The 13,373-nt window shown below is 75.1% G+C and carries 10 protein-coding genes and 1 riboswitch; of the genes, 7 read left to right on the top strand and 3 right to left on the bottom strand.

Features of this window, described 5'->3' with window-relative positions; translation table 11 throughout:
• Window positions 1-247: 247 nt before the first annotated feature.
• The 3 genes from CRV15_RS22965 to CRV15_RS22955 form a co-directional block, all read right to left on the bottom strand.
• Window positions 248-1,753 (bottom strand): hypothetical protein, encoded by a 1,506-nt coding sequence (locus CRV15_RS22965; protein ID WP_003960002.1) that lies wholly within the window; start codon window positions 1,751-1,753, stop codon window positions 248-250.
• Window positions 1,754-1,896: 143 nt separating this feature from the next.
• Window positions 1,897-3,030, bottom strand: coding sequence for an alpha/beta hydrolase (locus CRV15_RS22960; protein WP_003960003.1), 1,134 nt, complete (start codon window positions 3,028-3,030; stop codon window positions 1,897-1,899).
• 781 nt (window positions 3,031-3,811) lie between these two features.
• On the bottom strand, window positions 3,812-4,474 hold the full coding sequence (locus CRV15_RS22955; protein ID WP_009995733.1) for a class II aldolase/adducin family protein: 663 nt from the start codon (window positions 4,472-4,474) through the stop codon (window positions 3,812-3,814).
• 281 nt (window positions 4,475-4,755) lie between these two features.
• Between CRV15_RS22955 and CRV15_RS22950 the strand changes: the two genes are divergently transcribed.
• From CRV15_RS22950 to CRV15_RS22920, 7 genes are all read left to right on the top strand, one after another.
• Entirely contained in the window at window positions 4,756-6,018 is a 1,263-nt protein-coding gene (locus CRV15_RS22950) for an inorganic phosphate transporter (RefSeq protein ID WP_003960005.1), read from the top strand.
• Window positions 6,019-6,031: 13 nt separating this feature from the next.
• On the top strand, window positions 6,032-6,253 hold the full coding sequence (locus CRV15_RS22945; RefSeq protein WP_003960006.1) for a hypothetical protein: 222 nt from the start codon (window positions 6,032-6,034) through the stop codon (window positions 6,251-6,253).
• A 107-nt stretch (window positions 6,254-6,360) separates the two neighbouring features.
• A riboswitch (cobalamin riboswitch) is annotated at window positions 6,361-6,496 on the top strand.
• A 107-nt stretch (window positions 6,497-6,603) separates the two neighbouring features.
• The gene (locus tag CRV15_RS22940; RefSeq protein ID WP_009995735.1) at window positions 6,604-7,578 is read left to right on the top strand and encodes a cobalamin biosynthesis protein; all 975 of its coding nucleotides are present in this window, start codon (window positions 6,604-6,606) and stop codon (window positions 7,576-7,578) included.
• Window positions 7,575-9,146: a cobyric acid synthase gene (locus tag CRV15_RS22935; protein ID WP_003960008.1), complete on the top strand. Its 1,572-nt coding sequence runs from the start codon at window positions 7,575-7,577 to the stop codon at window positions 9,144-9,146. The genes CRV15_RS22940 and CRV15_RS22935 overlap by 4 nt, the downstream gene beginning before the upstream one ends.
• Window positions 9,143-11,356, top strand: a complete 2,214-nt coding sequence (locus CRV15_RS22930; RefSeq protein ID WP_003960009.1) for a putative cobaltochelatase — start codon at window positions 9,143-9,145, stop codon at window positions 11,354-11,356. Before CRV15_RS22935 ends, CRV15_RS22930 begins: the two co-directional genes overlap by 4 nt.
• Window positions 11,356-11,955 (top strand): cob(I)yrinic acid a,c-diamide adenosyltransferase, encoded by a 600-nt coding sequence (gene cobO / locus CRV15_RS22925; protein WP_003960010.1) that lies wholly within the window; start codon window positions 11,356-11,358, stop codon window positions 11,953-11,955. The genes CRV15_RS22930 and cobO overlap by 1 nt, the downstream gene beginning before the upstream one ends.
• Window positions 11,949-13,364, top strand: a complete 1,416-nt coding sequence (locus CRV15_RS22920) for a cobyrinic acid a,c-diamide synthase CobB (RefSeq protein ID WP_003960011.1) — start codon at window positions 11,949-11,951, stop codon at window positions 13,362-13,364. The genes cobO and CRV15_RS22920 overlap by 7 nt, the downstream gene beginning before the upstream one ends.
• The last annotated feature ends 9 nt before the right edge of the window (window positions 13,365-13,373 follow it).

The following is a 13,373-nucleotide window of genomic DNA, read 5'->3' as shown; positions in this document are numbered from 1 at the left end:
GGGAGAAAGGCCATACGGCCAGTCTAACGGGGGGCTGCAAGTGCTTTTGCGGGCTCGGTGGCGCGGCCCGGGGGCCGGCGGGCGGCCGAAACCGCCGCGGCCTGCGCGGACGGTGCGCGGGGAGGCGTCGCCGGGGGCGGACGCCCAAAGGAGACGCGGGTCACATCGGAGGAACGGGCTCCGGGGTACGGCCCGGTCCGGCGGGGGTGCGGCGCGGCCCCGCCGGGCCGGGTGGCGGGGGTCGGCGCTACGCGCCTCCCGTGTGGACCTGGAAGGCGGCGCGGCGGACGGCCTTCGCGAGGGCCGGATCGGGATGCGCGGCGGCCAGGGCCACCAGGACCTGGACCGTACGGGGGTGACCGCCGGACCGGACCTCTTCGAGGAGGGCCGGGACGGTGCCCTGGACCGCGGAGTCGAGGTGGCGCAGCAGCAGTTGGGGCTCGCCGTGGTCGGCGACGGCCGCCGCGGTGTCCACCCAGAGCCAGGTGGCGTCCTCCCGGCTGAGGACATCGGGCGCGTCCTCGGGGTCCATGCCCTCGTACTCGGCGAGCCAGAGCAGGGCGTAGGGGCGCAGCGACGCCTCGGCGGCGGCGGAGCGGACCTCGGCCTCGGCGGGGGCGCCGACGACGCGCAGCGCCTCGAAGGCGAGCCCGCGCAGCAGGGCGTCCTCGCCCCGGGCCACGGTCAGCAGTTCGGTCACCGCACTGGAGACCGGGCGCGCCGCGAGCCAGGCCCGGTACTCGGCCCTGGCGGGCCCCGGGGTGAGCCGGGCACAGCCGCGGAGCATGTCCTCGGCCGACTGCTCGATATTGCCCGCGGGGCTCTGCGCGGCCACGCAGATCTGCTCCAGCTTGACCCAGACCGCCCAGTTGCCGAGCGGGGTGAGCGTGGCGGAGCGGCCCTTGTCCAGGGTGAGCGCGCCCACGGCGGCGAGCCCGTCGAGGGCCCAGTCGAGCAGCGGGGAGACGGAGGGCAGACCGTGCAGGACGGGCGCCCCGCCCTCGCCCCCGGGGCGGGGTGCCGTGTCCTGGCCGGGGGGCGTTCCGCCGTCCGGCACCGGTTCCGACGATGATTGCGGCGATTGCGGCGTTCCGCCGGGGCCCCCGGCCGCGGGTCGGTGGCCGGGGCCGTAGGGGACCTCGCAGCGCTCCTCGCGCAGCTCCTGGACCCGCTGCTCCAGCAGGTCCAGCAGGGCGGGCACCAGGACGGGCCCGGCCGAGAGCTGAAGGAGGGAGAGCAGTTGCGGAACGGCTTCCACCACTTCCGCCACGGCGGTCGGGGGGACCTCGGTGGGCGCCGGGTGCGCCAGCGACCAGGCGTCGAAGAGGGCGACCCAGCCGCGCAGCACGGCCATGTCGTCCCGGTCCCAGGCGCGCAGCCGCCAGCCGGGGCGGGCGGTGCCGCCGTGCAGCTCCACCAGTCCGGCGAGGCGGGCGCGGTCCCAGCCCGCGCGCACCTGGAGGGGGGTCATACGGAGTGCGGCGGCGGCCCGGTCCCGGGCCGGGGCGGCCAGGGGCACGGGCCCGGGGTCGCGCTCCACGGCCGCCCAGCGGGCGATGCGCACGGCGTCGGCGAGGACCTCTCTGGCCTGGCGGGCCAGCTCGGCGGGGGGTGGGGTGCCCTCGGGTGGCCTGGCGGCCGACCGGGTGCGCCGGGTCGTCACCGCCCTCCGGGCGGTGGCCAGGGGTCGCGGGCGGACAAGACGGAGTCTGGAGTTGCGCGCCAATTGCTCATCAGGCTTTCGGGACGTCACAAGGAGCAGTGTTCCCGCTGACGGCCCGAAAGCCCAAACGGAACCCGGTGGGCACGGGCCGGGACGGGCCGGCAGGAGCACACCGCCGGGGGTCGCCGCGGACCGTGCTGGTGGCGGTGTGCCGCCCGTGTTCCGACGGGGCGTCAGATCAAGGGGGTGAGGAAGCGGCGCAGCGCCTCCTCGTACCGCTCCGGGTCGGCGTTCCACATGGCGGCGTGCGGGGCGCCCCGGACGGTGGTCAGCCCGACCAGGTCGGGGCGGCGGGCCGCCAGCTCGCGCGAGGGCTCCCACGGGGCGACGGTGTCGTCCGGGCCGTGGAGGATCAGCGTGGGGACCCGGAGCGTCTGCGCGTCCGCGACCGGGGCCGGGAGCTGCCGGCCGTCGTAGAGCCCGGCCCGGCTGCGGGCCGCCCGGACCGCGAGCGGCACCAGCGGGGCGGGGGTGTGCCGGGCGGCGGCGAGGGCGTGCAGGGTCGCGTCCTTGTCGAGCACCGGCGAGTCGAGGACCAGTCCGCTGATCCGGTCGCGCAGCGCGGAGTCCGCGGCGGTGTGCAGCGCCATGGTGGCGCCGGTGGACCAGCCGTACAGGACGACCCTGCGGGCGCCGCCCCGGACTGCGAAGCGGAGAGCGGCGTCGAGGTCGCGCCACTCGGTGTCGCCGAGGTGTCCCATGCCGTCGGGGGAGCGAGGGGCGTCGGGGTCGCCGCGGTAGCCGACGCCCAGCACCGGAATGCGGCGGCGGTGCAGGAACGGAAGGAGGTTCAGAGGGTGCTCGCGGGTGGTGCCCAGGCCGTGGACCGCGATGACCCAGGTCTCCCGGGCGCCGGGGACGGACCACGCGGGGAGCGGGCCCAGCTCGCCGGGGACGGTGACGTCGGCGTACTCGATACCGAGGGCTGCCGCCGGGTCGCCCCGGTGGAGCTGCGGGGTGAGCCGGACCCGGGCGCCCGGTTCCAGGACGCCGTGGACGACGCGCTCCACTCTGCGGACGAGGGTGTCCGCGGAACGGGTCACCTCCTCCAGGACCGGGCCGACCACGGCGTGGACCCCGGGCCCGCGCAGCCCGTAGACGCCGGGGCGGCCCGCGGCGAGGGTGCGGCTGAGGGTGACGCGGTCCTCGTCGAGGGCGTGGACCGTGAGGCGGGGGTCGCCGGGGAAGGGGCGGTCGGGGGTGGGGCGGAGGATGGCGTCGCTGGTGTGGCGGCCGACGGCGAAGGTGGCTGCGCCGAGGCCCAACAGGGTGGTGGCAGCCGCTGCCGCCGCGGTGACCGGTCGCACTGTTCCAGTGTCGGTGCCGGGTCCGTCCGCTGCCAGTGGACACCCCGGGTGGGGGGCAAGTCGACCCCTTGGGGGTGTGTGGTCCCCTCCGGGGGGGGCGGTGTGGGGCCTGAGGTTGCAGCCTCGTGGGGGTGCCCGAAATTCAGCCTCGCCGACGATTGAGGCGCGGGGGTTCGGGGGCTGGCCCCCGACAACGGGGCCGCGCGGGGGTCCGTCGGCTTGCGCATCAGCCTTGCGTTGGACGCGGGTCCGTCCTCAATCGCCGGACGGGCTTGTTGTGCTCGGGTCGGCCGTATTGGTGCGGGATGTGGGGGCCTCCGGGCTCGACTCCTCAGGGCCGGCAGACCGGACGTCCGACGCAGAGTGCGGGCGGTTCTCCGCCGGTCCCTTCCGGGGACGACCCTGCACCCCCCACCACGGGCAGACGGCCCACTCGGTGCGGGACGTGGGCACACTCCCGCCCGGTGGGAAGGGGGAGCCGCAGGCCCCTCCCGCACGCAGGGGGCACACCCCCGCCCCGGGGGGAGACAGACGGCCCCTTCGGGTCCCGCCAGGGGGATGACCCTGCCCCCACCACGGGGCCGGGCCGTCTCGGTGCCGGCAGCGGGCACACCCCCGCCCGGTGGGAGACGGACGGCCTCGGGTCCCGTCACAGGGGCCAGGCCGCCCGGTGCGGGAAGTGGGCACCGTCCCGCCGGGGGGAGAGTGCCCTGCGCCGCCGTCCCGCGGGACGGCGGCGTCCCGCCCCGGGGGGAGCGCGCGGCCCCTCTGGGGCCGGAGGTCAGCCCGGCTGGCCGTATGTCGAGAGTTTGGACGCGGTCTCCGCGAGCTGCGCGGAGGTGAGGAGCGTCGGGGTGCGGCCCGGGAGGGAGGAGGCGAGGAGCCAGAGGTGGCACATCCATTCGAGCTGGGCCGTGTGGTCGTAGGCCCGGTCGAGGGTGTCGGCGTACACGACCGTCCCGTGATTCCTCAGCAGCGCGGCCGTCCGCCCCTCCAGCGCCCCCGCCAGGTTCCGCGCCAGCTCCTCCGTCCCGTAGAGCGCGTACTCCGCCACCCGCACCGGCCCGCCGAGCGCGGCGGTCATGTAGTGGATCGCGGGCAGCTCCCGCACCAGCGTGGAGACGGCCGTGGCGTGCACGGCGTGGGTGTGGACGACGGCGCGCGCCCCGGTGTGGCGGTAGACCTCCAGATGGAGCGGCAGCTCACTCGTGGGTCCGAGCGTGCCGAGCACCTGCCGTCCGTCGAGGTCGACGCCCACGACGTCGTCCGGGGAGAGCCGGTCGTAGGGCACCCCGCTGGGGGTGACCAGGATCAGTTCGCCGAGCCGGGCCGAGACATTGCCCGATGTGCCCACCACCAGGCCCTCGGCGGCGGTCCTGCGGGCGGTGTCCACCACGGCCCGCCAGGTCGTGTCGATCGCGTCCTGCCGCACGTAATCGGTCATGTGAACGATCCTGTCAGCATCGGGCGCCCGACTACAGAGGGCGACCATCGGGAGACGCGAAACGGCTCACCCGGCAAAGCGGTCAGATCCTTGGAAAAGGTGATGAAAGCCACTTTGATCGGCGTCCATCCCGTCACAGAGGCCCATCCAGCCCCCCGAGAACGGAAGCGGAACCATGATCCTCAGTTGGATCAACCGGGATGCCCGCCTGAGTTCACCTTCCGTTCACTCAGGTTACCTACGTTCGCCGAGCCACTGACGTCCAAAGATTGCCTGGGTAAATGGAACACATCACGCTGCTGCTCGCGATTGTGATCGTGACGGCTCTCGTGTTCGATTTCACGAACGGTTTCCACGACACCGCCAACGCGATGGCGACGACCATCTCGACCGGCGCGATGAAGCCCAAAGCCGCGGTGGCCATGTCCGCCGTGCTCAACCTCGTCGGCGCGTTCATGTCCGTGGAGGTCGCCAAGACGATCTCCAGCGGCATGGTCGACGAGTCAGGCATCACACCAGAAGTGATCTTCGCGGCGCTCGTCGGCGCCATCCTCTGGAATCTCCTGACGTGGCTGGTCGGCCTGCCGTCCAGCTCCTCGCACGCCCTCATGGGCGGTCTGATCGGCGCGACCATAGCCTCGGTCGGCATCAGCGGCGTCAACGGCGGCACCGTCGTCACCAAGGTGCTGATCCCCGCCCTCGCGGCCCCCCTGGTGGCCGGTATCGGCGGTTACCTCGCCGCGAAGCTGACCTACAAGCTCGGCAAGAACATCGACGACAAGACCAGCGCCAAGGGCTACCGCGCGGGGCAGATCGCCTCGGCCGGCCTGGTCTCGCTCGCCCACGGCACCAACGACGCCCAGAAGACGATGGGCATCATCACGCTGGCCCTGGTCGCCGGCGATGTCCTCGCCCCCGGCTCCAACCCGCCCATGTGGGTCATCGTCTCCGCCGGTGTCGCGATCGCCCTCGGCACCTACCTCGGTGGCTGGCGCATCATCCGCACCATGGGCAAGGGCCTGACCGACCTCCAGCCGCAGCAGGGCTTCGCCGCCCAGACCAGCGCCGCGAGCGTCATCCTGGCCTCCTCGAACCTGGGCTTCTCGCTCTCCACCACCCACTCCTGCTCCGGCGCCGTCATGGGCTCGGGCCTCGGCCGCAAGGGCGGTGTGGTCCGCTGGTCCACCGCCACCCGGATGTTCGTCGCCTGGGGTCTGACCCTGCCGGCCGCCGGTCTGGTCGCCGCCCTCTCCGAGCTGGTCACCAAGCAGGGCCCCTGGGGCGTCGGTGTCGTCCTCGCCTTCCTGATCGGCTCCTCCGTCGCGATCTGGGTCTACTCCCGCCGCCAGGTCGTCGACCACACCAACGTGAACGAGGCCGAGACCGCCGAGGAGACGGACGCTCCCGGTGTGGTCACCACCGCCATGGCCGCCGTCACCCCGCCGCCCGCCGGTGTCGTCACCGGTCAGGACGGGTTCCAGAAGACCCCGGCCACCCCGGCCACCGCCCCCGACTCCGGCCCGGCCAGCCCGGCCGCGGTGTAAGGACAAGATCAGCATGAACATCGACTGGGTAGCCCTCGGCTCCGTCTTCGGCGTGAGCCTCCTGGCCACCGTGACCATCGCGGGCCTCTTCGTCCTCGGTCTCGTCGGCCTCAGCAAGCAGGAGATCGCCTCCGCGCAGGGCGGCTCGGCCGTCCTCGCCCGCACCAGCGCCTACCTCTGCTTCGCGCTCTGCGCCGTCGCGGTCAGCTTCGGGATCTACCTGATCGTCACCTGACGAGCGGCGCGACAGCCGAACGAAAAGGGCCGGGCATCCCCCAGGGACGCCCGGCCCTTCCGTGTGCCCGCGCACCCCGCCGTCGCAGGTCAACGGCAGGTTGACGGCTGTTCTCACAGCGTGGTGGACTGCCGGGGCCAATGGGCGGCAGCAGAGGAAGCCGGTGCGAATCCGGCGCGGTCCCGCCACTGTCACCGGGAACCCCCGGAAGCCAGGAACTCTCGCCGCCGATCACGTCGAACCAGGGCGCGGACACCCTGAGTGAGGACATATCGCCATGCCCGGCCCCGACCCCACCCCCGTCGCCCCGGCGGCCCTCTCGTGCGCCCCCGGAACCGGTGGCTGAGCCGGTGCGGGCCGAACGGATCTTCGTCTGCGGCGCCGCCGCGGGCATCGCCGCCGATCTGCTGCTGGGCGACCCCCGCCGGGGCCACCCCGTCGCCGCCTTCGGGCGGGCCGCCGGGGCCGTCGAGCGGGTGCTCTGGCGCGACCACCGCGGCTGGGGCGCCCTGCACACCGCCGTCTGCGCCGGGGGCACCGCCGCGGGCGCCGCGCTGCTGGCCCGGGGCGCGCGCCGCAGCCCGGCGCTCTCGCTGGCGCTGACCGCCGCCGTGACCTGGTCCGTCGTCGGCGGCACCACCCTGGGCCGGGAGGCCGGGACCATCGGTGCCGCGCTGGCCGAAGGGGACACCGAACGCGCCCGGGCGCGGCTGCCGCATCTGTGCGGCCGTGATCCGCAGGCCCTGGACGAGCGGGGGATGGCCCGCGCCGTGGTGGAGTCCGTGGCCGAGAACACCTCCGACGCCGTCGTCGGCGCGCTGGTGTGGGGCGCGCTCGGGGGTGTGCCCGGACTCGCCGCGTTCCGCGCGGTCAACACCCTGGACGCGATGGTCGGCCACCGCTCCCCCCGCTACCAGCGCTTCGGCTGGGCCTCGGCCCGGCTGGACGATCTCGCGGGCTGGCCGGGGGCCCGGCTGACGGCCGCCCTCGCGGTGCTCGCGGGCGACGACCCGAAGGGCGCCGTACGGGCCTGGCGGGCCGACGCCCACCGGCACCCCAGCCCCAACGCCGGACCGGTCGAGGCGGCCTTCGCGGGCGCCCTCGGCGTACGGCTCGGCGGGACCCTCGCGTACGGCGGGCGGGTGGAGCACCGCCCGGTGCTCAACGGCGGCGCGGGCCGCCCGGTGGAGATCGCGGACATCGAGCGCGCGGCCCGGCTCTCCCGGCGGGTGGGGCTGCTGGCGCTGGGGGTCAGCGCGGTGGGGCGGCTCGCCGCCGGACACATGCTGCGGACAGCGCGCGGGGGACGGGGAGGGACACGATGACCGGAGGCGGACTGCTCGTCGCGGGCACCACGTCCGACGCGGGCAAGAGCGTCGTCACCGCGGGGATCTGCCGCTGGCTGGTGCGCCAGGGGCTGAAGGTGGCCCCCTTCAAGGGGCAGAACATGTCGCTCAACTCCTATGTGACCCGGGACGGCGCGGAGATCGGCCGGGCGCAGGCGATGCAGGCGCGGGCCGCCCGGGTGGAGCCGACCGCGCTGATGAACCCGGTCCTGCTCAAGCCCGGCGGGGACCGCACCAGCCAGGTCGTGCTGCTGGGCCGCCCGGTGGGCGAGATGGGCGCCCGGGGCTACTTCGGCTCCCCCCAGGCCCCCGGGGACTCCCCCGGACCGCTGCGCGGGGGCGGCCGGGAGGCCCTGTTCGGCACCGTCATGGAGTGCCTGGAGGAGTTGCGCGCCACCCATGACGCGGTGATCTGCGAGGGCGCGGGCAGCCCCGCCGAGATCAATCTGCGGCGTACGGACATCGTGAACATGGGCGTCGCCCGGGCCGCGCAACTGCCGGTGCTCGTCGTCGGCGACATCGACCGGGGCGGCGTCTTCGCCTCGTTCTTCGGCACCACGGCCCTGCTCACGGCCGAGGACCAGCGGCTGGTCTCCGGCTATCTCGTCAACAAGTTCCGCGGCGACGTGTCCCTCCTCGAACCGGGGCTCGACATGCTCCGGGGGCTGACCGGGCGGCCGACGTACGGGGTGCTGCCGTACGCGCACGGCCTCGGCATCGACGAGGAGGACGGGCTCCGGGTCTCGCTGCGGGGCGCGGTCCGCGAGTCCCGGCCGACCCCGCCGGCGGGCGAGGACGTGCTCCGGGTCGCGGTCTGCGCGGTGCCGCTGATGTCGAACTTCACCGACGTCGACGCGCTGGCCGCCGAGCCGGGCGTCGTCGTCCGCTTCGTCGACCGCCCGGAGGAGCTGGCCGACGCCGATCTGGTCGTCGTCCCCGGCACCCGGGGCACCGTCGGCGCCCTGCGGTGGCTGCGGGAGCGCGGACTCGCCCGGGAGCTGGCCCGCCGGGCCGCCGCGGGCCGTCCCGTGCTCGGCATCTGCGGCGGGTTCCAGCTCCTGGGCGAGCACATCGAGGACGGGATCGAGTCCCGCGCCGGGTCCGTGCCCGGTCTGGGGCTGCTGCCCGTACGGGTGCGCTTCCACGCCGGCAAGACGCTGGCCCGGCCGGTGGGCACCGCGCTCGGTGAGCGGGTGGAGGGGTACGAGATCCATCACGGTGTCGCCGACGTCCTGGGCGGCGAACCCTTCCTGGACGGCTGCCGGGTCGGCGCGGTGTGGGGCACCCACTGGCACGGCTCGCTGGAGAGCGACGGCTTCCGCCGGGAGTTCCTGCGGCGGGTCGCGGCGGACGCGGGGCGGCGTTTCGTCCCCGCGCCGGACACCTCGTTCGACGCGCTGCGCGAGGAACAGCTCGACCGGCTCGGCGATCTGATCGAAGAACACACGGACACGGACGCGCTGCTGCGGCTGATCGAGCAGGGCGCGCCCGCCGGACTTCCCTTTGTCGCGCCCGGAGCGCCCGAACTGGTCGAGGAGACCGCATGAGCACCCCGTACCCGTTCACCGCCGTCGTCGGCCAGGACGATCTGCGGCTGGCACTGCTGCTGAACGCCGTCTCCCCACGGGTCGGCGGGGTGCTGGTGCGCGGCGAGAAGGGAACGGCCAAGTCCACCGCCGTACGGGCCCTGGCGGCGCTGCTGCCGCCGGTGGAGACGGTGGCGGCGTGCCGGTTCTCCTGCGACCCCGCCGGGCCCGACCCGCTCTGTCCGGACGGTCCGCACGGCGCGGCCGACGGGGCCGGGGCACGGCCCGCGCGGATGGTGGAGCTGCCCGTCGGCGCCTCCGAGGACCGGCTGGTGGGCGCGCTGGACATCGAACGGGCGCTCGCGGAGGGCGTGAAGGCGTTCGAGCCGGGTCTGCTGGCCGACGCGCACCGGGGCATCCTCTATGTCGACGAGGTCAATCTGCTCCACGACCATCTCGTGGACGTCCTCCTGGACGCCGCCGCGATGGGGGCGTCCCATGTGGAGCGCGAAGGGGTATCCGTCCGGCACGCGGCGCGTTTTCTGCTGGTGGGGACGATGAACCCGGAGGAGGGCGAGCTGCGCCCGCAGCTCCTGGACCGGTTCGGGCTGACCGTCGAGGTCGCGGCCTCCCGGGAGCCCGATCAGCGGGTCGAGGTGGTGCGGCGGCGGATCGCGTACGAGGACGACCCGGCGGCGTTCGCCGAGCGCTGGGCCGGTGCCGAGGAGGAGTTGCGGGGCCGGATCACGGCCGCGCGGGAGCTGCTGCCCCGGGTGGTGCTGGGGGACGCGGTGCTGCGGCAGATCGCCGCGACCTGCGCCGCGTTCGAGGTGGACGGGATGCGCGCGGACATCGTGATGGCGCGGACCGCGACCGCGCTGGCCGCCTGGGCGGGGCGCACGGACGTGCTCCCCGAGGATGTCCGGCAGGCCGCGCTGCTGGCGCTCCCCCACCGGCGGCGGCGCAATCCGTTCGACGCGCCCGGCCTGGACGAGGAGAAGCTCGACCGGACGCTGGACGAGTTCGGCCCGCAGGAGTCAGAGGAGTCGCAGGACTCGCAGGAGCCGCAGGAGCCGCAGGACGACCCCGATCCCGACCCCGATCCCGATGGGGACGGTCCGGGTGACGGCGGCCCCGGCGGGGGCGGCGGCGGGGTGCCTCCGCAGGGCGGACCGGAGCAGCGGCAGGAGGCCCCGGAGCCGGAGCGGCCCGCCGGCGGCGGCGCCGACGGCGGCGGCGCCGACGGCGAGGAGAGCGGAGCGGTGGCGGGCGGCGGTGGACGCGAGCAGCGGCCCGTGGCGGCGGCCGAGCCCTTCCGTGCCCGGACGCTGAGCGTCCCCGGCATCGGCGAGGGCGCGGCGGGCCGCAGGTCCCGTTCCCGCTCCGAGCACGGGCGGACGACCGGGTCCCGGCGGCCCCGGGGCGCGCTGACCCGGCTGCATCTGGCGGCGACGGTACGGGCCGCCGCCCCGCACCAGCGGGCGCGCGGGCGCGGCGGCCCCGGGCTCGTGGTGCGGCGGGACGATCTGCGGCAGGCCGCCCGGGAGGGCCGCGAGTCCAATCTGGTGCTCTTCGTGGTGGACGCCTCCGGTTCGATGGCGGCCCGGCGGCGGATGAGCGCGGTCAAGGGCGCGGTGCTGTCGCTGCTCCTCGACGCGTATCAGCGCCGGGACAAGGTCGGTCTGGTCACCTTCCGGGGCCGGGAGGCGGAGGTGGCGCTGCCGCCGACCTCGTCGGTGGACGCGGCGGCGGCCCGGCTGGAGCGGCTGCCCACCGGCGGGCGCACCCCGCTGGCCGCCGGGCTGCTGAAGGCCCATGACGTGCTGCGGGTGGAGCGGATGCGCGACCCCTCGCGCCGGGCGCTGCTCGTGGTGGTCACGGACGGCCGGGCGACGGGCGGACCGGATCCGCTCGGGCTCGCGGCCCGCGCGGCACGGCTGCACGCCGCCGAGGGCACCGCCGCGATCGTGGTGGACTGCGAGTCGGGCCCGGTGCGGCTGGGGCTCGCGGGCGAGCTGGCCACGGAGCTGCGCGGCACGGCCGTCACCCTGGACGAGCTGCGCGCGGACGCCATCACCGGGCTGGTGCACGGCGCCCGTGCCGCGTCCACGGGCGGCCGGGCCGCGCCCGCCGCCCGGCCGCACCGCGACACCGGGCTCCCGGGCCGCACCGCGTCCGCATCCGCATCCGCGTCCACGTCCGCCGACCGCGCCGAGAGAAGGGTCGCGTAATGCCACAGGGAAAGCCGTCCGTCGTCCCCGAGGACGGGCTCACCACACGTCAGCGCCGCAACCGTCCGCTGGTGTTCGTCCACACGGGCACCGGCAAGGGCAAGTCGACGGCCGCCTTCGGGCTGGCGCTGCGCGCCTGGAACCAGGGCTGGCCCATCGGGGTGTTCCAGTTCGTCAAGTCCGCCAAGTGGAAGGTCGGCGAGGAGAACGCCCTCCGGGTGCTGGGCGCGTCCGGTGAGGGCGGCCGGGTGGACTGGTTCAAGATGGGCTCCGGCTGGTCCTGGGTGCAGCGGGACGCGCAGTTCAGCAACGAGGACGCGGCCCGGGAGGGCTGGGAGCAGGTCAAGCGGGATCTGGCCGCCGAGACCTATCAGCTCTACGTCCTCGACGAGTTCGCCTATCCCCTGCACTGGGGGTGGGTGGACACCGCCGAGGTGATCTCCGTGCTGCGGGACCGCCCGGGGAACCAGCATGTCGTGATCACCGGCCGCAACGCCCCGGCCGAGCTGGTGGACTTCGCCGATCTGGTGACCGACATGACCAAGGTGAAGCACCCGATGGACACCGGGCAGAAGGGCCAGCGGGGCATCGAGTGGTAGCACGACTCGTCATCGCCGCGCCCGCGTCCGGCAGCGGCAAGACCACGGTGGCGACGGGCCTGATGGCCGCCTTCGCCGCGACGGGGCTGAAGGTCTCCCCGCACAAGGTGGGCCCCGACTACATCGACCCGGGGTACCACGCGCTCGCCACCGGGCGCCCCGGGCGCAATCTCGACGCGTATCTGTGCGGTACGGAGCTGATGGCGCCGCTGTTCGCCCATGGCGCCGCCGGGTGCGACCTGGCCGTGGTCGAGGGCGTCATGGGGATGTTCGACGGCGCGTCGGGCGCGGGTGAGCTGGCGTCCACGGCGCAGCTCGCGAAGGTGCTGCGGGCGCCGGTGGTGCTGGTCGTGGACGCGTCCTCGCAGTCCCGTTCGGTGGCGGCGCTGGTGCACGGCTTCGTCTCGTTCGACCCGGAGGTCCGGATCGGCGGGGTGATCCTCAACAAGGTGGCGACCGACCGTCATGAGCTGCTGCTGCGCCAGGCTCTGGAGGAGGTGGGCATGCCGGTGCTGGGTGTGGTGCGGCGCCGGGCGGCGGTGGCGACGCCCTCGCGCCATCTGGGTCTGGTGCCGGTGGCCGAGCGGACGGCGGACGCGGTCGGGTCGGTGGCCGCGATGGCGGAGCTGGTGCGCGAGGGCTGCGATCTGGAGGCGCTGCTCGCGCTCGCGCGCTCCGCCCCCGGGCCGGTCGGCCCGGCCTGGAGCCCGCAGAGCCCGCAGAGCCCCGGCGGTAGCCCGGCCGCCGTGGCGGCCGGGCGACCGCCGGGGAGCGGGGAACGGCCGGTGGCCGGGGGGCGGCCGGTGGTCGCGGTGGCCGGGGGGCCCGCGTTCACCTTCTCCTACGCCGAGCACCCGGAGCTCCTCGCCGCGTGCGGCGCCGAGGTCGTCACCTTCGATCCGCTGCGGGACGAACGGCTGCCCGAGGGCACGGCGGGGATCGTCATCGGCGGCGGCTTCCCCGAGGTGTACGCGCCGGAGCTGTCCGCCAACAAGGAGCTGCGGGCCGAGGTCGCCGCGTTCGCCCTGGCGGGCGGAGCGGTGGCGGCGGAGTGCGCGGGGCTGCTCTATCTGGCGCGCTCGCTGGACGGGCTGCCCATGTGCGGGGTGCTGGAGGCGGACGCGCGGATGGAGAAGCGGCTCACCCTCGGCTACCGGGAGGCCGTGGCGCTCACCGACAGCTGTCTCGCGCCCGCCGGAACCCGGATGCGGGGGCACGAGTTCCACCGGACGGTGATCGAGCCCGGGGCCGGGCCCGCGCCCGCGTGGGGCATGCACCGCCCCGAACGGCGGGTCGAGGGTTTCGTCCGGCAGGGGGTGCACGCCAGCTATCTGCACACGCACTGGGCCGCGGAGCCGGGGGTGGCCCGCCGGTTCGTGGACCGGTGCGCGCGGCCGGGCCCGTGGTGACACACGGAG

The organism is Streptomyces clavuligerus (assembly GCF_005519465.1).
Lineage (GTDB): Bacteria > Actinomycetota > Actinomycetes > Streptomycetales > Streptomycetaceae > Streptomyces > Streptomyces clavuligerus.
Note: the sequence above shows the minus strand (reverse complement) of the source record. Positions and strands in the feature narration are given on the sequence as shown.

Excerpts from the sequence above, each read along its gene's own strand:
- CRV15_RS22935 (WP_003960008.1), top strand. The coding sequence starts at position 7,575 with ATGACCGGAGGCGGACTGCTCGTCGCGGGCACCACGTCCGACGCGGGC.
- cobO (WP_003960010.1), top strand. The coding sequence starts at position 11,356 with ATGCCACAGGGAAAGCCGTCCGTCGTCCCCGAGGACGGGCTCACCACA.
- CRV15_RS22955 (WP_009995733.1), bottom strand. The coding sequence starts at position 4,474 with ATGACCGATTACGTGCGGCAGGACGCGATCGACACGACCTGGCGGGCC.
- CRV15_RS22945 (WP_003960006.1), top strand. The coding sequence starts at position 6,032 with ATGAACATCGACTGGGTAGCCCTCGGCTCCGTCTTCGGCGTGAGCCTC.
- CRV15_RS22950 (WP_003960005.1), top strand. The coding sequence starts at position 4,756 with ATGGAACACATCACGCTGCTGCTCGCGATTGTGATCGTGACGGCTCTC.
- CRV15_RS22930 (WP_003960009.1), top strand. The coding sequence starts at position 9,143 with ATGAGCACCCCGTACCCGTTCACCGCCGTCGTCGGCCAGGACGATCTG.